The 21,866-nt window shown below is 64.6% G+C and carries 17 protein-coding genes; 10 read left to right on the top strand and 7 right to left on the bottom strand.

Going from position 1 to position 21,866, the window contains the following annotated elements:
* The first annotated feature begins 26 nt into the window (after positions 1–26).
* The 3 genes from ftsH (at position 27) to ABID58_RS08495 (ending at position 4,356) form a co-directional block, all read left to right on the top strand.
* The gene (gene ftsH, locus ABID58_RS08505) at positions 27–1,949 is read left to right on the top strand and encodes an ATP-dependent zinc metalloprotease FtsH (RefSeq protein WP_148753998.1); all 1,923 of its coding nucleotides are present in this window, start codon (positions 27–29) and stop codon (positions 1,947–1,949) included.
* Between the two features lie 492 nt (positions 1,950–2,441).
* Positions 2,442–3,941 (top strand): DUF8728 domain-containing protein, encoded by a 1,500-nt coding sequence (locus tag ABID58_RS08500; protein ID WP_354032305.1) that lies wholly within the window; start codon positions 2,442–2,444, stop codon positions 3,939–3,941.
* Positions 3,942–4,215: 274 nt separating this feature from the next.
* Positions 4,216–4,356 (top strand): hypothetical protein, encoded by a 141-nt coding sequence (locus tag ABID58_RS08495; RefSeq protein WP_187435172.1) that lies wholly within the window; start codon positions 4,216–4,218, stop codon positions 4,354–4,356.
* Positions 4,357–4,396: 40 nt separating this feature from the next.
* Here ABID58_RS08495 and ABID58_RS08490 read toward each other — a convergent pair whose 3' ends face one another.
* Both ABID58_RS08490 and ABID58_RS08485 read right to left on the bottom strand, forming a co-directional pair.
* A complete protein-coding gene (locus tag ABID58_RS08490) occupies positions 4,397–5,878 on the bottom strand; it encodes a hypothetical protein (RefSeq protein ID WP_354032304.1) in 1,482 nt (493 codons plus the stop codon).
* Positions 5,875–7,365 carry a hypothetical protein gene (locus tag ABID58_RS08485; RefSeq protein WP_354032303.1) on the bottom strand — a complete coding sequence of 497 codons (1,491 nt, stop codon included), beginning with the start codon at positions 7,363–7,365 and terminating at the stop codon, positions 5,875–5,877. The genes ABID58_RS08490 and ABID58_RS08485 overlap by 4 nt, the downstream gene beginning before the upstream one ends.
* A 301-nt stretch (positions 7,366–7,666) precedes the next feature.
* On the opposite strand from ABID58_RS08485, the gene ABID58_RS08480 reads away from it, so the two are divergent.
* Both ABID58_RS08480 and ABID58_RS08475 read left to right on the top strand, forming a co-directional pair.
* Positions 7,667–7,831: a Flp family type IVb pilin gene (locus ABID58_RS08480; protein ID WP_148753994.1), complete on the top strand. Its 165-nt coding sequence runs from the start codon at positions 7,667–7,669 to the stop codon at positions 7,829–7,831.
* A gap of 158 nt (positions 7,832–7,989) precedes the next feature.
* On the top strand, positions 7,990–9,219 hold the full coding sequence (locus tag ABID58_RS08475) for a glycosyltransferase family 87 protein (protein WP_354032302.1): 1,230 nt from the start codon (positions 7,990–7,992) through the stop codon (positions 9,217–9,219).
* A 1-nt stretch (position 9,220) separates the two neighbouring features.
* Here the strand turns inward: ABID58_RS08475 and ABID58_RS08470 are convergent, their stop codons facing one another.
* On the bottom strand, positions 9,221–10,780 hold the full coding sequence (locus ABID58_RS08470) for a glycosyltransferase 87 family protein (RefSeq protein ID WP_354032301.1): 1,560 nt from the start codon (positions 10,778–10,780) through the stop codon (positions 9,221–9,223).
* Between the two features lie 366 nt (positions 10,781–11,146).
* On the opposite strand from ABID58_RS08470, the gene ABID58_RS08465 reads away from it, so the two are divergent.
* On the top strand, positions 11,147–11,827 hold the full coding sequence (locus ABID58_RS08465) for a TetR/AcrR family transcriptional regulator (RefSeq protein ID WP_148753991.1): 681 nt from the start codon (positions 11,147–11,149) through the stop codon (positions 11,825–11,827).
* 150 nt (positions 11,828–11,977) lie between these two features.
* On the opposite strand, the gene pyk is transcribed toward ABID58_RS08465, so the two are convergent.
* Positions 11,978–13,414 carry a pyruvate kinase gene (gene pyk / locus ABID58_RS08460; RefSeq protein ID WP_148753990.1) on the bottom strand — a complete coding sequence of 479 codons (1,437 nt, stop codon included), beginning with the start codon at positions 13,412–13,414 and terminating at the stop codon, positions 11,978–11,980.
* On the bottom strand, positions 13,411–14,007 hold the full coding sequence (locus tag ABID58_RS08455) for a DUF1036 domain-containing protein (RefSeq protein ID WP_354032300.1): 597 nt from the start codon (positions 14,005–14,007) through the stop codon (positions 13,411–13,413). Before ABID58_RS08455 ends, pyk begins: the two co-directional genes overlap by 4 nt.
* A gap of 181 nt (positions 14,008–14,188) precedes the next feature.
* Between ABID58_RS08455 and ABID58_RS08450 the strand changes: the two genes are divergently transcribed.
* The 4 genes from ABID58_RS08450 to ABID58_RS08435 all read left to right on the top strand — a co-directional run bounded on the left by ABID58_RS08450 (position 14,189) and on the right by ABID58_RS08435 (position 17,302).
* Positions 14,189–14,494: a DUF1244 domain-containing protein gene (locus ABID58_RS08450; protein ID WP_354032299.1), complete on the top strand. Its 306-nt coding sequence runs from the start codon at positions 14,189–14,191 to the stop codon at positions 14,492–14,494.
* Positions 14,495–14,693: 199 nt separating this feature from the next.
* A complete protein-coding gene (locus ABID58_RS08445) occupies positions 14,694–14,966 on the top strand; it encodes a DUF2312 domain-containing protein (protein WP_007596286.1) in 273 nt (90 codons plus the stop codon).
* A gap of 115 nt (positions 14,967–15,081) precedes the next feature.
* Entirely contained in the window at positions 15,082–16,848 is a 1,767-nt protein-coding gene (locus ABID58_RS08440; RefSeq protein ID WP_148753987.1) for an adenylate/guanylate cyclase domain-containing protein, read from the top strand.
* Between the two features lie 25 nt (positions 16,849–16,873).
* Positions 16,874–17,302: a DUF1801 domain-containing protein gene (locus ABID58_RS08435; protein ID WP_354032298.1), complete on the top strand. Its 429-nt coding sequence runs from the start codon at positions 16,874–16,876 to the stop codon at positions 17,300–17,302.
* Between the two features lie 10 nt (positions 17,303–17,312).
* Here ABID58_RS08435 and ABID58_RS08430 read toward each other — a convergent pair whose 3' ends face one another.
* Both ABID58_RS08430 and ABID58_RS08425 read right to left on the bottom strand, forming a co-directional pair.
* The gene (locus ABID58_RS08430) at positions 17,313–18,926 is read right to left on the bottom strand and encodes a peptidoglycan L,D-endopeptidase MepK (protein ID WP_354032297.1); all 1,614 of its coding nucleotides are present in this window, start codon (positions 18,924–18,926) and stop codon (positions 17,313–17,315) included.
* Positions 18,927–19,202: 276 nt separating this feature from the next.
* A complete protein-coding gene (locus tag ABID58_RS08425; protein ID WP_354032296.1) occupies positions 19,203–21,524 on the bottom strand; it encodes a L,D-transpeptidase scaffold domain-containing protein in 2,322 nt (773 codons plus the stop codon).
* Positions 21,525–21,866 lie beyond the last annotated feature (342 nt).

The following is a 21,866-nucleotide window of genomic DNA, read 5'->3' as shown; positions in this document are numbered from 1 at the left end:
ATCCGCGCGACCACGAAGGAAGATCGATGAACGCCAATCTGCGCAATTTCGCCCTCTGGGTCATCATTGTTTTGCTGCTGTTGGCGTTGTTCACGCTCTTCCAGAATCCGGGCCAGCGGGCCTCCTCGCAGGACATCGCCTTCTCGCAGCTGTTGAGCGAGGTTGACCAGGGCCGAGTCCGCGACGTCGTGATCCAGGGTCCCGACATCCACGGCACCTTCACCAACGGCTCCAGCTTCCAGACCTATGCGCCGAACGACCCGACGCTGGTGAAGCGCCTGTACGACAGCAAGGTCCAGATCACCGCGAAGCCGCCCGGCGACAACGTGCCGTGGTTCGTCTCGCTGCTGGTCTCCTGGCTCCCGTTCATTGCGCTGATCGGCGTCTGGATCTTCCTGTCGCGGCAGATGCAGGGCGGCGCCGGCAAGGCGATGGGCTTTGGCAAGTCGCGTGCGAAGATGCTGACCGAGGCCCATGGCCGCGTCACTTTCGAGGACGTCGCCGGCGTCGACGAAGCCAAGCAGGACCTGCAGGAGATCGTCGAATTCCTGCGCGATCCCGGCAAATTCCAGCGCCTCGGCGGCCGCATTCCGCGCGGCGTGCTGCTGGTCGGCCCTCCCGGCACCGGCAAGACCCTGATCGCGCGCGCGGTCGCGGGCGAAGCCAACGTGCCATTCTTCACCATCTCCGGTTCTGACTTCGTCGAGATGTTCGTCGGCGTCGGCGCCAGCCGTGTCCGCGACATGTTCGAGCAGGCCAAGAAGAACGCGCCCTGCATCATCTTCATCGACGAAATCGACGCGGTCGGTCGTCACCGCGGCGCCGGTCTCGGCGGCGGCAATGACGAGCGCGAGCAGACGCTGAACCAGCTGCTGGTCGAGATGGACGGCTTCGAGGCGAACGAGGGCGTGATCCTGATCGCCGCGACCAACCGTCCCGACGTGCTCGATCCCGCGCTGCTGCGTCCGGGCCGCTTCGACCGCCAGGTCGTGGTGCCGAATCCCGACGTCGTCGGCCGCGAGCAGATCCTCAAGGTTCACGTCCGCAAGGTGCCGCTGGCGCCGGATATCAACCTCAAGACCATCGCGCGCGGCACACCCGGTTTCTCCGGCGCCGACCTGATGAACCTCGTCAACGAAGCCGCCCTCACCGCTGCGCGCCGCAACAAGCGCATGGTGACCCAGGCCGAGTTCGAGGAAGCCAAGGACAAGGTGATGATGGGCGCCGAGCGCAAGTCGCTCGTCATGACCGAGGAAGAGAAGCTGCTGACGGCCTATCACGAAGGCGGCCACGCCATCGTCGGCCTCAACGTGCCCGCGACCGATCCGATCCACAAGGCGACCATCATCCCGCGCGGCCGTGCACTCGGCATGGTCATGCAGCTCCCCGAGCGCGACAAGCTGTCGATGTCTCTGGAGCAGATGACCTCGCGCCTCGCCATCATGATGGGCGGCCGCGTCGCCGAAGAGCTGATCTTCGGCCGCGAGAAGGTGACGTCCGGTGCGGCCTCCGACATCGAGCAGGCCACCCGCCTTGCCCGCATGATGGTGACGCGCTGGGGCCTGTCGGAAGAGCTCGGCACTGTCTCCTATGGCGAGAACCAGGACGAGGTGTTCCTGGGCATGTCGGTGTCGCGGACGCAGAATGCCTCCGAGGCGACGGTCCAGAAGATCGACTCCGAGATCCGCCGCCTGGTCGAGGAAGGCTACAAGGAAGCGACCCGCATCCTCACCGAGAAGCACGGTGACCTCGAGGCGCTGGCCAAGGGCCTGCTCGAGTTCGAGACGCTGAGCGGCGATGAGATCATCGACCTGCTCAAGGGCAAGAAGCCGAACCGCGAGTCCGTGCTCGAGCCGGCCACGCCGCGCGCCTCCGCCGTGCCCCCGGCCGGCAAGCCGCGCCCGCGGCCCGATCCGGATCCCGGCCTGGAGCCGCAGCCGCAGGCGTAATTCCGAGCGGCAGATCGAATTGAAAAACGCGGCGGAAACGCCGCGTTTTTTGTTGGGCGGGTCTCGTGCCCCGGACGCAGCGCAGCGCCTCTTTGACGGTGCGCTGCAGAGCCGGGGCCCATACCGCAGCGGTTCGCGTGGCCTTCTGGGTCCCGGCTCTGCGCAGCAACGCCAAGAGCGTTGCAGCGCGTCCGGGACACGCGAGGGACGCGCGCTGCTGATGAGCTCGAATAACTTGGTGCCGCCTCGTAGGGCGGGCAAAGGCGCGCTTGTGCCGTGCCCACCATCTCTCGGCATCGCGATAGAAGTGGTGGGCACGCTGTCGCTTTGCCCACCCTACGATGTCTCACTTCGCGGCCGCTCCAAGCCTTCCATCACTAACTTAGATCCCCGATTTGCGGGCTCATCACCTGAGGAGCAATTGGTGTATTAACAGAATGTTTTACCTTAGATTGTAGTCAGGCCACAGAGGGTAACGGGATCGCCTGACATATGACGAGCGAACTGAGGAGCCGCTGGACCGATGCTGGAGCCTGCGCGCTCATCACAATCGCCATCTTTGCGATCGTCTACTACGTGAACGGAGGCGCGGCATTTCCGACAGACGATGCCTTCATCAACCTGCACAACGCTCAGGTTCTGCGTCTTGGCCGAGACCAGAATTATGAGGGAGTGCCGGCTCTTGTCGGGGCGACGAGCGGCGCGCATCTCGCACTGCTTCTGGTTTTCGAGCAACTGGTGCATCCCGATACTGCCGCGCTGTATGTGCTCAGCTCGCTCAGTGCGGTCACCTATGTGCTCGGCGTATTCTATATGTGCCTCAACATCGGATGTCCTCGGCTCGAAGCGGCGCTGATTGCCTTGGGCAGTCTCGTGTTCGCCGGTACGTTGTTTCAAGTCCTGAATGGGATGGACACCGGACTGGCAATGGCCGCGGTGGCGTGGGACATCAAACTGCTTACGGACAAAAGGCGCACCTTCTGGCTTCCGGCTCTATGCGGCGTCATGCCGTTTGTTCGGCCGGAACTCAGCTTGCTGTCGGCTGCGTCAATGCTCATCGTGTTCTGGGAAAAGGATGCTGCCAATGGCTTCAAAATTGCCGCCGCGGCGGTCGCAGCCCTGACTTCTCTGCCCTTCCTGCTCTGGTATTGGATCGATACCGGCTCATTGGTGCCCAACACCATCAGCGCGAAGATGTTCTTTTTCGCCGAACGATACCTGGCTTGGTCGGACAAATCCTTGTTGATGCTTTCAGCAGTTTCTCAAGGCGCCCTGATGAGCTTTCCTCTCTTCCTGTGTCTCCGCTTCATGCGACCGGTTGCGGTTGGACGTATGCTTGCGCTCTTTGTTGCCGTCTTTCTTGGTGCCTATTTCTGGAGATTTCCGAGTGGCCTGGTGCACAATGGCGGACGCTATCTGTATGTTCTGGCGCCGCTCGTACTGTTTGGCACTGCGTGTGGCCTCACCTCGGCGTTTCGCAAGCAAACGCTTTGCATGGTCGCGATTTCGATCTTGTTCCTGCCGCAGGGATTTGTGGCGCAACTCGAGGACTACAGAACCCATATCGTCGGCTTCCGGGAAAGCCTTGCCGATGTGGTGAGATGGATGAATGCAAATTTGCCGGATCGGCCAATGGTCATGGTTCACGACGCCGGCTACGTCGCCTACGCCGGTCATACTGCGCTGGTCGATTTGGTGGGACTCAAGACGCCTGCCTCGATGGATTTTCACAAGCGAACGACTTACCCGAGCGTCGGTCTGCAACGCTCCAGAGCGGTCGCAGAGATCGCGGAAGCATTCCAGCCGCAATATCTGCTGGTGCTACAGGATTGGGACGAGAGATTCCATTTCGTTGAGGGCCTTCGAGGTGAGGGCTGGACGGCGCGAGAGGTCTATGCGGGACATGCGCCGCCGAATACACCTGCAGCGCTCATCTATCACCTCTACGAGTTGAACCGGCCGCTCAGCGGGCTTGCAAGCCCAAGCTCTTAGTGCGAGCAGTTCTGCGATTTGGCCTTCCGGCACCTCTAGCTGGTCGCGCGGCTTCATGACAGCTTGAATCAAAACGCGAAAACACAAACTGAGCAAATTCAGTCCGATAAGCGTCCGGCGAACGAACCTCAAAGGAGGCTTCAACCATACTCCCCGTAGAACAAATGCCGGCCACATCACGAACAGGGCATCGCGACGGGGCCAAACTTGCCTCGCGTTGGCCATAATCTCGCGCGTACATTCGCCCGATCTGGGCGATGGCAGGGCAGTTGTAATGGCGGCTCAGTCCCACAAGACCGCAGAACAGGAGTACGAGGAGCAGGTTCGCATCCTCATCCGCATCGTTTCAGCCTCCACCTTGGGGCTTCTCGCGTTCGCTGCGGGCCTGCTGATCGGGACGTTTCTGTTTTCGTGATCGAAGATGAATGACCGGCTCTCCTGGAGCTGCTGTGTCTTCACTTCGATGGCACAGCGGCTGCGCCTTCCGTATCGTCACGCACATGGACAACCGCGATCTTGTCGCCATACACCCGCTTCCAGCCCTTGATGTGATCCAGAATCTGGGCCGCCGGCGAATCCGGCGTCAGCAGCGTTGCGTCGATCCCGTTGTCGTCGAGCATCCGCAGCAGGCCGGAGACGTTGCGGCCATCTTCGGCGGCGAAATAGTCCATCAGGAATTTTTCGCCATATAGCTCCGACCGTCCGTCGACGAAAGGCCTGATGTCGCGGACGATGAGGTAGCCGCCAAAACCATAGGAGTTGAAGATGCGCGCGGCCTTGCGCTCAGCCAGCAAATCGACTGCCGCAACCGGCGTCTGCGCCGTGGAGAATTCGAAGGTGTGACGCGCCGCAAAGGTCGCGGTCGCGCTTGCGGTCGCGAGCACGATGGCCACCGCGGCCAGCGCCGCCGGGGCGCCGGGAGCCATCCGCAAGCCGCGCGGTGCGTCCGACGCGGGCCTGATCCAGCCGCTCAGCGGCTGCGCCAGCACCAGAGGCACCAGCACGCCAAAGGTCTCGATGCTGCGGACATGCGCCAGCGCCATCCAGGTGGCGCCGAGGATCAGCAGCACGCGCGGCGGCGATAGGGTCAGGCCGCGTATGAGGCCGAGACCGAGCAGGCCGAGCAGCGCGCCCGCGAACGGGCTGAACGAGCTGAAATCGGCCGGACGCCATTCGGCGATGATGGAGAAGGATTTGCCGAGGCTGAGGATGCGGGCGGCACCGAGCAGCGTGTCGAGGCCATAGGGCGTGCAGCAGCTCGCCGCCAGGGCGCCGAGCCCGAACGCGGCCCAGCGCAATGCGAGCGTCAGCCGCCGCGCCGGCGCCGCGCGCCAGAGCGCTTCGAGGCCGATTGCGCCAATCAAGGCGAGCCCGAGCACGAAGCCGCCGTGAAGATTGGCCCACAGGACCATCAGCGGCAGCAGCAGGAAGGAGGGCGCGCGGCTGCGATCGGCCATAGCCATCAAGCCGCCGGTCCAGGCAACCATGACCGGCAATGCGAGCACGTGCGGGCGGGCCAGCAGATGCGGCGCGGACAGCGTCATCGCCAGCAGGCAGAACACCAGCGCATAGGGCAGCTCGAGATGCCGCTGCAGGAAGGTCAGCAGCAATCCCATCGCCAGCGCGATCGCGGCCGCGGTCAGCACGACGGGCCCGGCCCATCCCCAATGCGAATAGGCGGTCGCGAACAAGACTTGCGACAGCCATGAGGTCGAGAGCCAGACATCACCCTGGCGCGTCAACGAATAGAGGTCGGTCCAGGGCACGGCGCGATGGTCGAGGATCCACGCGCCGACCTTGATCTGCCAGAGCGTGTCGGGATCGTGCAGCAGGCTGTCGCCGCTCACCAGCAACAGCAGAAAGGTCGCGGCCGTGACGCACAGCGGCGCCAGATTGCGCCGGGCTCGCGCGATCGGGAGGCTGGCCGCGATGGTCATGGCCTGGCCGGCGCGGCCGGATCGCCCACGCCATCCCGCACGTGGATCACGGCGACGTTGTCGGCATAGAGCCGCTTCCAGCCCTTGATATGATCGAGCACCTGGGCGGCCGGGCTGTCGGCGACCATCAGCGTGGCGTCGATCTTGTACTCGTCCAGCAGCCGCGTCAGGTTATCGAGCTTCTTGGCCTCGACCCCTTTGAAGAAGTCCATCACGAACTTCTCGCCATAGAGCTCGGCGCGGCCGTCGACGAAGACCGGGATGTCGCGCGAGATCAGATAGCCGCCGAACTGGTAGGCGTTGAAGATCCGCTGCGCCTTGCGTTGCTGCAGCAGGTCGACGGCGGCGACCGGTGTCTGGTCCATCGTGAAGGTGAAGCGGTGATGCGACATGTAGATCGAGGTCGTGGTCCAGGCCGCGGCCGCGATCATCAGCGCGCCGGTGATGGTGACGTAGCGCGCTGCCCAGCTCTCGCTGGTTTGCGCGTCAATCTGCGGCAGCGGCGATGTCTCACCGAGCGGCTTGGCCAGCACCAGCGGCACCAGGAAGGCAAAGGCCTCGATGCTCCTGACATGGGTGAGCCCCATCCAGGTGAAGAGCAGGATCAGCAGGATGCGCGGCGGCGACAGCGTGAGGCCGCGAAACAGGCCGATTGCGATGAGGCCGAGGATCGCGCCTTCGAAGGCGGAGAACGAGGCGAAATTCGCCGGCATCCATTCCGAGATGACCGACAGCAGCTCGCCGAGATTGAGGATGTTGGTCGCGCCCAGCAGCGTGCGCCAGCCATAGGGCGTGACGCAGGCAGCGAGCATCGCGGCGACGCCGAACAGGAACCAGCGCGCGAGCAGCCGTATCTGTTTGCCGGACTCGAGCGTCCAGATTGCTTCGAGCGCCATCGGGCCGATCAGCGCGAGGCCGAGCACGAAGCCGCCATGAAGGTTGGCCCACAGCGACATCAGCGGCAGCCAGACCCAGGACGGCGTGACCTTGCGGTCGGCCGCATTCATGAGAATGCCGACCCACGCGATCATCACCGGCAGCGCCAGCATGTGCGGCCGCGCCAGGATGTGGTGCAGCGACAGCAGCACGGCCAGCATCGCGAACAGCACCGAGCGCGGAATTTCGAGATGCGCATCGAGGAGATAGACCAAGATCGCAGCCGACGCCGCAATCGCGACCGCGGTGAGGACCACCGGTCCGGCCCAGTCCCATTGCGCGTAGGAGGCCGCGAACAGGATTTGCGACAGCCAGGACGTCGAGATCCAGGGCTCGCCGGACCGCGTGAAGGAATAGAAGTCGGTATAGGGCAGGGTGTGGTGATCGAGGATCCACTGCCCGATCTTGATCTGCCAGAACGAGTCGGAGTCCTGAAGCAGCGTGTCGCCGATATAGAGGAAGAAGAGATAGGCGCCCGCGCCGACACACAGCGGCACCAGCGCCCGCGCGCGGCTCTGCACCGCAATGCTGTTGGTGAAGGATAGGGACATGCCGCCTCGTCTTGTTCTTGTCGGATTGACCGAGTGGGCGGCATTTGACCATGGCGGTCATAACTTCCCGTAAATCGGTGCAACTGGAGCGTTTGGCGCGGCTTTGTGTCCCGGCAATTTAACCGATTGTTTTCAATTTCGATTTACCATCGGCGAATACATACAAACGGTTCCGTATTTCCGCAGTCGAATTAACTGCGGCGCAAGTCTTTGCCCTTACGTTGGGTTCCATGGTCGGGCGGCGCTGGGAAGCCGAAAAGACCAGACCAGTTGAAGCCACGTGTATCCTTTGGAGCAGTCTATGAAGAACCTCATTTCGCGTTTCGTGAAGGACGAATCCGGCGCCACCGCCATCGAATACGGCCTGATCGCCGCCGGCATCGCGCTGGCGATCATCACCGTCGTCAACAACCTCGGCACCACGCTGAACGCCAAGTTCGGCTCGATCTCGTCCAGCCTCAAGTAAGCCGGACGATCAACGGAATAGCGAAGAGCCCCGTCATCGACGGGGCTCTTTTGCGTTGCCCGCGGGGCATTCGACGATCAGGCTTAAGCCTCCTTCAAGCCCCTCGGGTGTATGGCTTGAACGCATCCGCGTCACCGTATTGCGTCAAAGGAAGCCGCATGGCCGAAGCTTCGTCCGCCCCGCCTGCTGTTGCTCGTCACGGCGTACTCCCTGCGACCCTCCTCAACATCTCGTTCGTGCTGGCGATCGTCACGCTGGCGTATTTTCCGACGGCCTATCTCACGCATGTGTGGATCTTCGGCGCGGACGGACGCGGCATCCCGACGGACTTCGTCAATGTCTGGGCGGCCGGAAAACTGGCGCTCGAGGGCCATCCCGCGCAGGCCTGGGATTGGGACATCCAGAAGCAGGTCGAGCTTGCGCTGCTCAGGCAGGATTTTGTCGGCCATTTCGCCTGGCACTATCCGCCGCCCTTCCTGTTCGTCGCCTCTCTCCTCGCGCAGTTTCCCTATGCGGTGGCCTTCATCGGCTGGGCCGCGTTCAGCATGGTGCCCTATCTCGCCGTGATGCGCGCCATCATCGGGCGCAATGCGGGCCTGGTGCTTGCGATTGGATTTCCCGCCGCCTTCCTCAACATCCTGGTCGGGCAGAATGGTTTCCTCACGGCGTCCCTGATCGGCGGCATGCTTTATCTGCTGCCGACGCGGCCGGTGCTGGCTGGAATCTGCCTGGGCCTTCTGAGCTACAAACCCCAATATGGACTGCTGTTTCCACTGGTGCTGATCGCCGCCGCCGAGTGGACGGTGCTTTTCACCGCCGCCATCGTCACCGTGACGATCGCGGGGGCATCCTGGCTCGCATTCGGGACCGACAGCTGGCAGGCCTTCTTCCACTGGATTCCGATGTTCTCGCAGGCCTTCCTGACCGAAGGACGGGCGCCCTGGTTCAAGATGCAGAGCATCTTCGCGCTGGTGCGCTATGTCGGCGGCACCGAGCAGCTCGGATGGATCTTCCAGTGGGTGTTGACGGCCGCGGTTGCCCTCGTGCTGGTCGTGATGTGGCGGAGCAGGCTGCCCTACGCGCTGAAGGCGGCGATGCTCGCGGCGGCAACGCTGCTCACGACGCCCTATCTCTTCATGTATGATCTGGTTGTGCTGGGCATCGCGGTGGCCTTTCTCATCCGCGCCGGCCTCGATGAAGGTTTCGCGCGCCATGAGGTGATGGCCTTGGCCCTTGTGTTCGCGCTGCTTGCGACCTTCCTGTTTCTCGGGCAGCCGGTGGGCTTCCCGGCGATCCTCATCGTGTTCGGGCTGATCCTCGGCCGCTGCGCAGCCTGGCGGGCTGCCGAGGCTGCATCGATGCAGCTCGCGGCAACATCAACGAACTGAACTAACGCGAGGCCCGTTCAATGAGCGGGCAGCTTTCGAGGATAGTGCCGGGGCGGGCGCCCTCGATGGCGACACAGGGTTTGGTGGGGTCGATGGCAAGCGCGTAGCGATCCAGCAGTGCGCTGCGGTCCGGTTCGCCGCGCATGTGCAATTCGCGGAGACCGCCGGGCAGGGGAGCCTTCAGCCCGGCGCGGATGCGCTGGTCAAAGATGCCGCCGGGGACGATGGGCACACCGATATCGGCGAGCAGGTAGAAGCGCGACTGCGGCGGAAGCTGCGGCGCGATATAGGCGAGTGGCTTGCCGAGGATAAAGTAGGTCGCGGGCTGATCGAGCTCGCCGGCGATCTTCGGCCGGTAGGTCTCTGACCAGGGGCGGTGCCACCAATCCGCCGGCTGTGACCACAGTGCGATCCCTACCGCAACCGTCAACATCAGCGCGTTCAGTGGAGCCGAGGACGTCGCGGGCCATGCCGGCCTCGCGCTCGCAGCGAGGCGCGCGAGCAGCAGAACGATGATCGGGCCGCACAACAATTCCAGAACCACCGCATAGCGCTGGATCGAGAACAGGCCGAGCCACGCCAGGTACGAGACTGCAAACAGCACTATGAGCTGCACGTCACGTCGGGTGAGGATCGCGCTGTCGCGCGTCATGCGCACAAGCAGGCCGAGCACGAGCAGGACCGCCACGACCGCGAAGCGCGCGTCGCGGAACGGGTGCTCCGCGCCTCTGTGGTCGCCCATCAGCCAGTAGAACGGATAGGCCAGCGCGTCGGACACGCTGTGCGGCATGAACTGCGCGTCCATCAGATTGACGGCCGCGACCTCGCCTGACTGGAAGACGGCATTGAACAGCGGGAAGATCGGATTGCCGGTGTCGCGCCAGGCGATCAGGCACCATTCCCCGCCGGTGAGCGCCGCGCCGACAATGCCGCCGAGCCCAAGCAGGATGGTCGCCCGAAGCGGACGCGCGGCGGCGAGCAGTGCTGCGGCTGCGCCGATCGCGTAGACGACATTGGTCAGCTTCAGCCCGACCGCGGCGCCGATCAGGAGCCCGGCCAGCAGATAGCGGACCGCGGGCCGGCGATCCGCAACCAGGATCAGAAGGAAACCGCCGATCACGGGCAATGCCAGCAGCACGTCGGAAAAGCTCGTGCCGACTTCCGAGAGCGTCATCGGACCCGAGGCCGCGATTGCGACCGCCGCCGCGATCGCAACGAAGGTCGTGGTTCGTCCCAGCACCAGGCGTGCAAACAGCCAAATGAGCGCGAGGTTGAGGCTGTGAATTGCGCCGATGATCATCAGCCCATACGGCGACGGCAGATAGTGGCGAAGGTAATAGACGGGGAAATAGACGATCGGATTGAAGTAGGTTTGAAAGCCCGGCGGCACCGCATCGACGCCATAGCGGCCGTTGAGCACGGCCCAGACATTGTATTCGTGGTAGTTCTGCCAATCCCAGTTGACATCCTCGCCCATCGCGAAGGTGTAAATCGCGCCCGCCAGCATCGAGCAGACGACAACGGCGAGGGGTACAAGCGCCTTGCCGCGCAGGTTCGCCATCGATGATCGCAGCAAACCTCCGGCCGCCGGCATGGACATGGCTTCGGGCAAGTCAGCGGCGGTTGTCGCGCGTTGCAGCATCAAGGCGCCATGAGCTGATGGTCGCAGCCTCTTCCGAAAACGGGGCGTGACGCAGAAAGTACGCTGGTGGCGCGCATTGCCGATTCCGATGGACACCGTAGGACTAAGGGCGGCCAGTTAAAGTTGCATGAATCTGTGCCGGAAAGCGCGAAAACCGGCATCACGCATTTGCTTCTTGTCATCCCCCCTGAATAGTTGTTCAGTCCTTGCGGGGCGATTTGCAATTGCAGTGACGAAGCGTTCGGCCGCGGGCGTGCGGCAAGCGTGTGGGACAGGAAGCGCGCCATGGTTTATCGGCGAACGCATCAAGTGGTTAAGCGCCTTGCGGCTCGGCGCAGCGCCATCCTGGCGGCGGCAAGGGAAGCCGCAGCCGAAGGGGGCATGGCGGCGGTGCAGATCGCACCGGTCGCGGTCCGGGCCAATGTCGCGGCCGGCACCGTCTATCGCTACTTCCCCTCCAAGGCCGAGCTGATCTCCGAATTGATCTCCGAGGTCTCCCGCGACGAGCTCGCGGCGATCCGGCGCGCGGCCGATGCCGCGCCTGGCCCGTCCTCCGCGCTGGCGGCGGCCGTGACTACGGTGGCCGTCCATACGCTGTCGCAGCGGCGCCTCGCCTGGGGCATCCTGGCCGAGCCTGTCGATGTCGATGTCAGCGCCTCCAGGCTTGCCAGCCGCCGTGAGATTGCCGGCGAGATCGCTGCCCGGATCGACGCTGCCGTGCGCGCCGGTCATCTGCCGGCACAGGACACCGCGCTGGCCGCGACCGCGCTGCTGGGTGCGCTGCACGAGGCGCTGGTCGGGCCGCTTGCGCCCGACAATCTCGAAGATCCCGTCAAGATGCGCGATGCGGTGCAGACCGTGACGCTGCTTGCGCTGCGCGCCGTCGGCGTCATGGACGCCCGCGCCCGCGGTCTGGTGGTGCAGCAGACGCTGCTGCCGACGGCCAAGGCGCTGGTCGGGGCCTGAAATGCCGGTGCGATCGGGGCTGCGACCTGATCGTACCCAAGCCATTGCCTGAGCACGCTTTTTCGAGAAACCCGAGCACGCCCGCCGGATCGGCCGGCTACTGTGCATGGGGTTGTTTTCGGCGTTTTTGTTGGTCCGGCGATGGCGGACCTAGATATCCGAATTGCCCTCGGGGCCGACCGAGGCGATGCGCACCATGTTGGTGGTGCCGGGAATGCCGAGCGGCACGCCGGCAACGATGATCACGCGCTGGCCGGCGCGGACGAAACCGTCGCGGAAGGCGATCTGGCCGGCGCGGCTGACCATGTCGTCCTGGTCGCGCGCGTCTTCCGCCACCACGCAATGCACGCCCCACACGACCGCGAGCCGCCGTCCGGCCTGGATGTTCGGCGTGATCGCCACGACCGGCGGCTTCGGCCGCTCGCGCGCCACGCGCACCGCGGTCGAGCCCGAGCTGGTCCAGCAGATCAGGGCGGGCAGGTCGAGCGTTTCGGCGATCTGCCGTGCGGCATCGGCGATGGCGTCGCCGGCGGTGGATTCCGGTGCGGGGCGCTGGGCCGTCAACACGGAGCGGTAAATCGGGTCGCGCTCGACCTCCTCGCCGATGCGGTTCATGGTCGAGACCGCCTCAACCGGGAATTTGCCGGCCGCCGATTCCGCCGACAGCATGATGGCGTCGGCGCCCTCGTAGACCGCGGTGGCGACGTCGGAGACTTCGGCGCGGGTCGGCACCGGCGATTGGATCATCGATTCCAGCATCTGGGTCGCGATCACCACCGGCTTGCCGGCGCGGCGCGCCATGCGCGTCATTTGCTTTTGAAGGCTCGGCACGCGCTCCAGCGGCAGCTCGACGCCGAGGTCGCCGCGCGCCACCATCAGGGCGTCGGAGGCCTCGATGATGTCGGCGAGGCGGTCGATCGCCTGCGGCTTCTCGATCTTGGCCATGACCGCGGCCCGGCCGCGGATCATCTTCTTGGCCTCGATCACGTCGTCGGCGCGCTGCACGAAGGAGAGCGCAATCCAGTCGACGCCGGTAACCAGCGCGGCCTCGAGGTCGGCGCGGTCCTTCGGCGTCATCGCCGAGACCGGCAGGTCCGTATCCGGAAGGCTGACGCCCTTGCGATCGGACATCTTGCCGCCGACCACGACGCGCGTCACCGCGTGCTCCTTCGTGGTCTCCTCTGCAATCAGACGTACCTTGCCGTCGTCGAGCAGCAGGGCATGGCCGGGCCGCAGCGCAGCAAGTATCTCCGGATGCGGGAGATTGACGCGGGTGGTATCGCCCGGGCTCTTGTCGGAATCCAGCGTGAAGATCTGGCCGTTCTGGAGCTGGACCGCGCCTTCCGCGAAGGCGCCAAGCCGGAGCTTCGGGCCCTGCAGGTCGACCAGGATGCCGATCGGGCGGCCGTAGCTGCTCTCGACATTGCGGATCGTCGCCACCAGCTCCCGCATCTTGTCATGCGGGGTGTGGCTCATATTGATGCGGAAAACGTCGGCGCCGGCCTCGAACAGGCGGCGGATCATCGCGAGGTCAGAAGAAGCGGGTCCGAGCGTCGCGAGAATCTTGATACGGCGAAGACGCCTCATGGCTTATTTCCAGACGGTGGTGAGGGGGCTGGCGGAAGGCCAGGCGCGGCGGGGGGCGTACCACCGGGCGGGCTATTGGGCAAACCTGGAACGCCGCCACCAGGGCCAACAGGGCCGGGCATCCCGGGGACACGTTGCTGGGCGGGCTGCTCGTTGGCATCGGTGAGCTGTACCGTCCAGGCCCGCTGCTCGCCGGTATCGACCTCGAAATAGCCGGTCCGGTCATAGCCGCGCGCCAGGCAGTCCTCGGTGCCGCGAATTGTGAATTCCTTGTCGCGCGAGCACATGAAGGCCTGCCCCGACCATTCGCCGCCGCGGTCATAGTCGATCGCGTAGATGTAATAGTAGCGGGCGACCAGCGTTCCCCGCAGCAGGGTCTCGCAGGAGCGGGACGAGATGTTCCACCAGCCTTCCGTGGTCCAGCCGTCGGCGTCCTTGTAGCCAAGCGTAATGCCGACCCGGCTCGAGGTGTTGTTGCAAAGCCGGAAATCGGCCGAGGCCGGGCTGGCCCAGAGGCACAGCAAAGCAACCGCCAGCGCCGGGACCAACCGGGCGAGCAGGCGAAGGGCGGAGCGGGGAGATTCGGCGATCATTGTCGCGGAACGTATACCAGATGATTGACGATTTGGCGTAGAGCCGGGGAACTGCCCCTGGGCTGCTTCGAGGCCGTTTGCGCCGCGATATGGCAAAATCTGTGACGGGACCCCACCTGATCCCGTAAAGGGTGACCACCATCAAGATCAGAGCCAAGAGAAAGGCCAAGGGGATTCAGCCATGGCAATCGACGACAAAACCAGAACGGAGCTCGAGGCGGCCGCTTTCCGGCGCCTGGTCGACCATCTGAAGACGCGGACGGACGTCCAGAACATCGATCTGATGAATCTGGCCGGCTTCTGCCGCAACTGCCTGTCCAACTGGCTCAAGGACGCTGCCGACGCCCAGGGCGTAAGCTTAAGCAAGGACGAGAGCCGCGAGGCCGTCTACGGCATGCCCTACGAGACCTGGAAGGCGAAGCACCAGGGCACGACCAGCCCTGAGCAGCTCGAGGCGATGAAGAAAGTCCATTCCAACAGCCATTGAGCGGACTGTCCGGGGCCCGCGGCTTGAGTCGCACCACACAACAGCTTTCTTCGCCTCCCCGCAGGAAGGTGTGGGCGCGCTGTGGACGAGCGCGATGCTCGCTTGAACGCAATCGGCGCCAACCCTAAGGGTCTCACCAGCACGCGCGGTGAGGATGCCGGCGTCACCTCGTTTTGCCAGTTCCATTGGGAGTACCAAGATGGCCACCTCCGCCGCCGTCCGCGACGACGAGCCCGCGACGAAATTTGCCAAGGACCAGCTCAAATCCATCATCGAGCGCATCGAGCGGCTGGAGGAAGAGAAGAAGGCGATCTCCGACGACATCCGCGACGTCTTCGCCGAAGCCAAGGGCAACGGCTACGACGTCAAGGCGCTGCGCACCATCGTACGCATGCGCAAGCAGGACCCGAACGAGCGCGCAGAGGCCGAGACGATTCTCGAGACCTATATGCAGGCGCTTGGGATGATCTGAGGAGATGAGGCCGCCGGTCGGCGGTAGGAGTACCTCGTCCCGCCGCAATTTGCAGGGCACCGAGCTTGGGCAAAGTCCGCTCGTCTGCTAGAGTGCTCGGTGAAGGGACCGAGCAATGGATGTGCCTGGACCTGAGCGCAGGCTCGCAGCGGTCCTCGCGGCTGACATGGTCGGCTTTAGTCGGCTCATGGAGGCCGATGAGGCTGGCACGCTTGCGCGCCTCAAGACCCACCGGATCGAGCTGATCGATCCGGCCATTGCCAAAAATCGCGGCCGCATCATCAAGACGACGGGCGACGGCATGCTCGTCGAATTCCATAGCGTCGTCGACGCGGTGCTGTGCGCTGCGGAAATTCAGAACCGGATGGGGCGACGCAATGCCGACGTCCCGCCGCCGCGATGGATACAATTCCGCATCGGCATCAATCTGGGCGACGTGATCGTCGACCAGAACGATATTTTCGGCGACGGCGTCAACGTCGCGGCACGGCTGGAGGCTCTGGCCGAGCCTGGAGGCATCTGCATCTCGAGCGCGGTGCGCGACCAGCTCGGCGAGCGCCTTGATGGCGTTGCATTCGAGGATATCGGCGAGCAGAACGTCAAGAACATCGTCCGTGCGATCCGCGTCTACCGGATACGACTGGAGGAGAGTCCGGCAAGCGCATCTGACGGCACGAGGGGCGCTGCGAAGGCGACCGGCAAGTCGAAGAAGCCGTCCATCGCCGTGCTGCCCTTCGCCAACATGAGCGGCGACCCGGAGCAGGAGTTCTTTGCGGATGGCCTGACCGAAGACATCATCACCGAGCTTTCTCGTTTCCACGACCTGTTGGTGATCTCCCGCAACTCCACCTTTGTGTACAAGGGCAAGGCGGTCAAGGTGCAGGACGTCGGCCGCGAATTCGGCGTCGATTATGTCATCGAGGGCAGTGTGCGAAAGGCCGGAGATCGCGTCCGCGTCACCGTGCAGCTGATCGATGCGGAAACCGACCGGCACATTTGGGCCGAACGCTACGACGGCGAGCTCAAGGACATCTTCGCCATCCAGGACGAGATGACCCGGGCGATCGCGGCCACGTTGCCCGGCCGCGTCGAGGCGGCCACGCACGATCGGGCGAACCGCAAGCCCACGGACAACATGGCGGCTTATGAATGCGTGCTGGCCGCAAAGGTCTTGCACCATCGCTCCAATCGCGAAGACAATGCGCGGGCGCAACTTCTGCTCGACCGGGCGGTCGAACTCGATGCGAACTATGCTCACGCGCACGCGTGGAAGGCGTGCGTCCTGGGCCAGACCTGGGTCTATGGCTGGTGCGCGGATCGCGATGCCACCTTCCAGCAGGTGGCTTCGGAGCTGGAGACCGCGCTGGCCCTCGACGACAATGACAGCGACGTTCACCGTATTCTCGCGGCGCTCAATCTGAACCGCGACGACCATGACAAGGCCACCTACCATCAGGAGCGGGCGCTCGCGCTCAACCCGAACTACGACCTCGTGGTGGTGCAGCAGGGCGAACTGCTGACCTGGCTGGGCCGGCCTGAAGAGGGCATCGACTGGATCAGGAAGGCGATGCGGCTCAACCCGTATCACCCCGAACGCTTCTGGAGCCATCTCGGACGTGCCTATTATTGTGCCGAGAAATACGCCGAAGCTGCCGAGGCCATCTCACGGATCACGCGCCCCGATCACACCCATCACGCGTTCCTCGCCGCGATCTTTGCGCAGATGGGCAACGCGATTGCGGCCCGCGCTCATGCAGCCGAGGTTCTCAAGCGCGAGCCGGCATTTTCGGTGGCCAATCATCTCTCCACCCAGCATTATAAGCGCGACGTCGACCGTCAGCGCTACGAGGCAGGCCTTCTGGGAGCAAGCCTGCCCGCCTGATCCTCGATCCATCCAGGAGGAATCCGTGAGCGAACCGCCGTTGCCGCGCGAGGTGAGCCGAGTCTTCGAGGCTTTTCCGCCGCCGATCCGCCGGCGCCTTCTCGACGTGCGCAAGCTCATCTTGGCGACGGCCAAGGCGCATGCCGAAGTCGGCCGGCTCACCGAAACGCTGAAATGGGGCGAGCCTGCCTATCTCACGGAGCAGACCGGCAGCGGCTCCACGATCCGGCTTGGCCGCCTCAAGGACTCCGACCACGCCGCGATTCTGTTCAACTGCAAGACGACGCTGGTCGATACGTTTCGCGAGCGTTTTCCCGATCAGTTCGAATATCGGCAGACCCGGGCGCTGTTGCTGCCATTGTCCGGCAAGCTGCCGAAGCAGGAACTATCAGCCTGCCTGTCGCTGGCGCTGACCTATCATCTGGATCGGCGAGGAAAAAAGAAGGCGCGCTAGGCTGTCAGTCTCAGCGCAACGCGGCGGTGCGGACGACGAAGGACGTCGTCTCGAGCTTGGCGGTGGCGCTGCCCGAGAAACTGTCGCTGGACAGGCCCTGCATGGGATCGTCGCTGAAACCCATCGCGATCACGGCCTGCGGCTTCACGAAATAACCGCGCAACGCAACCGTATCGAGCTCGCCCATCAGCGTCACCGACATCGCGCGGCTGGCGCTTGGCGACAGCATCACGATCTTGAGCCAGATGCTCTCGCCCTTGGCGGCGGAGAGCCGGGTCGCGGTGGCGATCATGCCGCCGGTGCTCTTGCCGACGACCGTGTTGATCTCGGTGGCCGGCGCGGCGTTGCGGGCCGCGGACACCGGGCGCACGCCCCGCGGGATCGGCGCAGAGGCGGCGACGACGTTGGCGCGGTCGACCGGGGAGGCGAAAGCCGGCGCATAGGCCAGTGCCTGATAGGCGGCGTTGGAGACGCTCGCGGTCGGCTGCGGATCGGTGGCGGCGGCAAGCGCCTGGCGCGCCCTCAGGGCTGCGACCTGGGCGGGCGTCGCCTGCTGCGGCGTGGCGGGTGCATCCCAGAAGCCGCGGGCATTGATGATGTCGGCCGGAGTCTCGGGCTTTCCGTCAGAAGATTTGCCGGCAGCCGGCTTGTCAGCGACGGGCGCGGGCTTCGGCTTGGGCGGCGCAACGAGCTGCGCATCGGCCGAAGCGAGCTGGATCGTGGCGGCGACTGACGGCTTGGCGCGGGGCGTCGGGACCGGATCGGCCGGCTTGGCGGCGGCTGCGACCACGGTGGGTGCCGCGGGCTTCTCGGCCGCGCCCTCGTCGTCCTCGTCGCTGCTGGCGGGGGCCGACTTGCCCTTGAACAAGGCGGCGAGGAAGCTGGGCTTGCCGATGGTCGCGGCGTTGTCACCGCTGCCGCGCCGCTCGATGTCGGCCTTGGCGAGCTCGTAACCCTTCAGCGGGCTGCCGTCGGTCGGGACGTGGACCGTACGGCCGTCCGGGAAGACGCGGGCGAGCTGGTCATGCGTCATGCGCGGCCAGTGCCGGATGCTGCCGGTGTCGAGATGCACGAAGGGCGAGCCGGAGGTCGGATAGAAGCCGACGCCGCCGCGCTGGAGGCGCAGGCCGGCAAAGCGGATCTGCTCCAGCGGCACGCCCGGAATGTAGAAGTCCATCGCATGGCCCAGCATGTGCTGGCTGAAGCGCGCCACGCCCGAGGAGCGCCGGCGGAGCATGGCGTTGGTGGCGGGGGAGCGATAGGAGGAGATGATCTGGATCGGCTGCTTGCCGTCGACGTCGCGATAGACTTCCCAGAGGATATCGAAGAGGTGACGGTCCATGACCGTCTCGTCCTGGGTGCGCCAGTCGCGCAGGAAATGGTTGAGCGTCTTCAGCGCGGCTTCGTCATAGCGGCCATCGCGCTTGAAGGTGACGGTGAGATCTTCGCCGGAGTGGGTGTGGTGGAAGGAGAGCGTCTTGGTCTCGTTCAGCGCGGCGGCGTTATGGACCGAACCGGCAGCCGCAAGCAGCACCAGCGAGGCGAGGCCGATCCGAGATCCGACCTTCACTCCCGCATGGGACAACGACACCGCAGCGAATTGGCGTGCGAAACCAGCCAGCACGTATGAGCCCACCCAGTCGACGAGCGTTCAAAATGGACTCTCCCGCCAACCCCGTTAGCGCGCGAAAGAGGATGAACGCTTTGTTAAAGCGAGAAGGTTAATTCGAGGTTGACCTTCCCGCCCCCAAAACCAAGTCAGGTTGCGATCCTAACCGGCTCAGTGTGGCGAAAAAACGCCCGCTGCCCGAACCCGGGTGGCGAATGGTTAACGTTAAACGACCCCATCCAGGGGACGGGGTCGTTGATCTCATTGAAGAATTTTATGTGCTGAGGCAGCTCAGCGGGTGAACACCCGCTGTTGCTGGGGCCGGCGGCCGACCGGAGCCGGCGGCGGGGTCGGGGCCCCGAACAGCCGCTCGAAGAAGTTCGGACCGGACGAGCCGAACCCGCCGCCATTATTGGCCACCGCCACGCCGGCCGGCAGCGTCGTCGCCGGGCGCGAATAGCTCGGCTGCGAGTGCGCCACGACGTTTTCGAGGTCCTTGCCGCGGCCGTTCTTCAAGATGTTGATCATGGTCGCGTCGCGGCCATAGACGTCCTTGCGGAATTGCAGCTTGCCGCCGTCATCCACGAAGGCGGTCTGGTAGGTGATGTTGACCGGGATCGGGGTCGGGAATTTCAGGTCCACCTCACCCGAGCCGTACATGCTGCGCACGCGCTCCGGCGTGTACTTCTCGCCCGGCATGGTGATGTTGAGCAGCACGGAGGCGTACTGATCCGGATTCTGCACGCGCATGCAGCCATGGCTGAAGGCGCGATCTTCCCTGGCGAACAGGTTCTTGTCCGGCGTGTCGTGCTGATAGACCAGGAACTTGTTCGGGAAGTTGAAGCGGATGCGGCCGAGCGCGTTGGCTTCACCGGGCGGCTGCGAAATGTGCACCGAGCCGTCACGGTTCTGCTCGAGCTTCAGGCCCATGCGCTGTAGCACGGTCGGGTCCTGCTGCAGCGCCGGCAGATATTCGCCATAGACGATCGACGGCGGGACGTTCCAGGTCGGGTTGACCGTGATGTACTTCATCGTCTCGGTCAGCAGCGGCGTCGCGTGCTGGCCCGGCTTGCCGGTGACGACGCGGGTGGTCCAGAGCTGCTGGCCGCGCTGCATCACCTTCAGCGTGTAGTCGGGAATGTTGAGGATGACATAGGCATCGCCCAGCGAGGGCGCGCCGAGGTCGCGCGGCAGCCAGCGCCAGCGCTCCATGTTCACCAGCACGGTGTCGATCTGCTTGTCGCGCTTCGGGCTGTTCATCGCCTTCACGGTCGGCGCATCGAGCACGCCGGTGGCCTTGATCTCGGCGCCGTCCTGGAACTTTCGCACGGCTTCGGCGACCGTGGCGTCGTAGTGATCGTCGTTGGCGTTCTCGCTGATACCGAGCTTGGCGCGCAGCTGCGGCACGCGCGGATCCTGCATCACGGCTTCCGCCTGCTTCTTGCCCTTGGCGGGCGTGTACTTCAGCGCCGGGCCGTCGGTGATCTCGATCACCGGGCCGTCGCCCTGGCCACGCAGCTGCGCGAGCTTCGCCTTCAGCTCCTTGTAGAGCTTTTGCGGCGGGTTGTAGCTGTCGAGCGCGGCGGAGGCGTCGGCTGCCGTCGAAACCCTGGTCAGCACTTCGTTCGGATCGACCGGATGCTCGGGATAGAGGATGTCGGCGCTGACCTGGGACCAGTGCATGCGGCCGCTCTGCGCCTGGCGCGCATAGTCGAACATGCTGGCGGTGAGCTTCAGCTCGGCATCGGCGAGCGCATCGGGCGTCGTGGCGGCGGCGAAATCCGGCACCGGATAGTCGGCGGGATTAAGACCGTCGGAGGCTGCATCCTTCAGCCGTGCGATCACGCCCTTGGCCGCAGCAGTGAGGTTGCCGGCTTGGGTCCAGACCGGCGCGAAGTCACGGGCGCCGTAGAACTTCTCGACGGCGGCGCGCTCGTTCTTGCGGTCGAGATAGCGCGAAGTCTTGGCGCCCAAGGCGTCCTTGAGCTTGTCGGCGACCGGCTGGTCGGCAGCGGGAATGTTGCTCGCGGCCTTCACGGGCTCGGCGGCCGGGGTCGCTGCTGCCGCCGCAGGTGCAGCGGGGGTGGCCGCCGGTGCTGCTGCGGTATCAGACTTGGCAGATTCAGGTTTGGCAGATTCAGGTTCGGCAGGTTCAGATTTGGCCGGCTCGGATTGGGCGGCTTCAGATTTGGCGGGCTCGGCCTTCGCGGGTTCGGTCTTTACGGATTCGGTCTTTGCGGATTCGGTCTTGGCCGTCTCGCTCTTCGGAGCGTCGGCTGCGGGCGTCGTGGCGACGTCGGACGGCTTGGTCTCGACCTTCCCGGGGGCCGGAGCGGCTTCGGCCTTCGCGGGCTCCTTCGCAGTTTCCTTGGTGGCTTCCTTCGGCGCGTCCTGGACGGTGGCGGTGGCGTCGAGCTTGATGTCGGATGCGGTCGGGGGCGGCACGTTTGCAGGCTCGGGGCGCGGGATCGCGGCTTCGATCGCGAGCTCGGCGGCGCTGCTGCGCGCCTGATCCTGTGCCAGCGCCGAGCCGGCCGATACCGTGAAGAAGGTCGCCGCGACCGTCATCAAGACACGGTCGAAGCCTGCACGGTGGTTCAAACAGTCACGCATTGTGTCGCACCCCTTGGGTGAACTGCCCCTCGTGGAACAGCTTTCGTTATCGCCTGATTGAGTTTCGGCTGAATCGCGCCGGCCTCTCGAAAGTCGCACGCCTGCACGCAACGATTCCTACGCAGACGATATACGGGCCCCGTTTTTGCGGCCAGCGCTACCCGGGACAACTCACGACAAACTGACGTCAAGGAAGCCTGTTTGCAACGGATTGTGCGGCTTCATCGCGTGCTTTTCCCGGTCTCTGTCACTTCCAAGTCACGGTTTGGCTTGCTGCCGAATTTTGCCGTAATTCAACGGGTTGCGGACACAATGTCTGGCCGCGCGAACCTCCGTTCGCAT

This window comes from Bradyrhizobium sp. S3.2.6 (assembly GCF_040546885.1).
GTDB lineage: Bacteria > Pseudomonadota > Alphaproteobacteria > Rhizobiales > Xanthobacteraceae > Bradyrhizobium > Bradyrhizobium cytisi.
This window is presented reverse-complemented; position numbering and strand designations above follow the sequence as displayed.

Coding starts and splice junctions, on each gene's coding strand:
- ABID58_RS08455 (WP_354032300.1), bottom strand. CDS start 14,007: ATGATCGCCGAATCTCCCCGCTCCGCCCTTCGCCTGCTCGCCCGGTTG.
- ABID58_RS08475 (WP_354032302.1), top strand. CDS start 7,990: ATGGCCGAAGCTTCGTCCGCCCCGCCTGCTGTTGCTCGTCACGGCGTA.
- pyk (WP_148753990.1), bottom strand. CDS start 13,414: ATGAGGCGTCTTCGCCGTATCAAGATTCTCGCGACGCTCGGACCCGCT.
- ABID58_RS08500 (WP_354032305.1), top strand. CDS start 2,442: ATGACGAGCGAACTGAGGAGCCGCTGGACCGATGCTGGAGCCTGCGCG.
- ABID58_RS08480 (WP_148753994.1), top strand. CDS start 7,667: ATGAAGAACCTCATTTCGCGTTTCGTGAAGGACGAATCCGGCGCCACC.
- ABID58_RS08450 (WP_354032299.1), top strand. CDS start 14,189: ATGGCAATCGACGACAAAACCAGAACGGAGCTCGAGGCGGCCGCTTTC.
- ABID58_RS08490 (WP_354032304.1), bottom strand. CDS start 5,878: ATGACCATCGCGGCCAGCCTCCCGATCGCGCGAGCCCGGCGCAATCTG.
- ABID58_RS08425 (WP_354032296.1), bottom strand. CDS start 21,524: ATGCGTGACTGTTTGAACCACCGTGCAGGCTTCGACCGTGTCTTGATG.
- ABID58_RS08445 (WP_007596286.1), top strand. CDS start 14,694: ATGGCCACCTCCGCCGCCGTCCGCGACGACGAGCCCGCGACGAAATTT.
- ftsH (WP_148753998.1), top strand. CDS start 27: ATGAACGCCAATCTGCGCAATTTCGCCCTCTGGGTCATCATTGTTTTG.
- ABID58_RS08470 (WP_354032301.1), bottom strand. CDS start 10,780: ATGGCGAACCTGCGCGGCAAGGCGCTTGTACCCCTCGCCGTTGTCGTC.
- ABID58_RS08495 (WP_187435172.1), top strand. CDS start 4,216: ATGGCGGCTCAGTCCCACAAGACCGCAGAACAGGAGTACGAGGAGCAG.
- ABID58_RS08465 (WP_148753991.1), top strand. CDS start 11,147: ATGGTTTATCGGCGAACGCATCAAGTGGTTAAGCGCCTTGCGGCTCGG.
- ABID58_RS08485 (WP_354032303.1), bottom strand. CDS start 7,365: ATGTCCCTATCCTTCACCAACAGCATTGCGGTGCAGAGCCGCGCGCGG.
- ABID58_RS08440 (WP_148753987.1), top strand. CDS start 15,082: ATGGATGTGCCTGGACCTGAGCGCAGGCTCGCAGCGGTCCTCGCGGCT.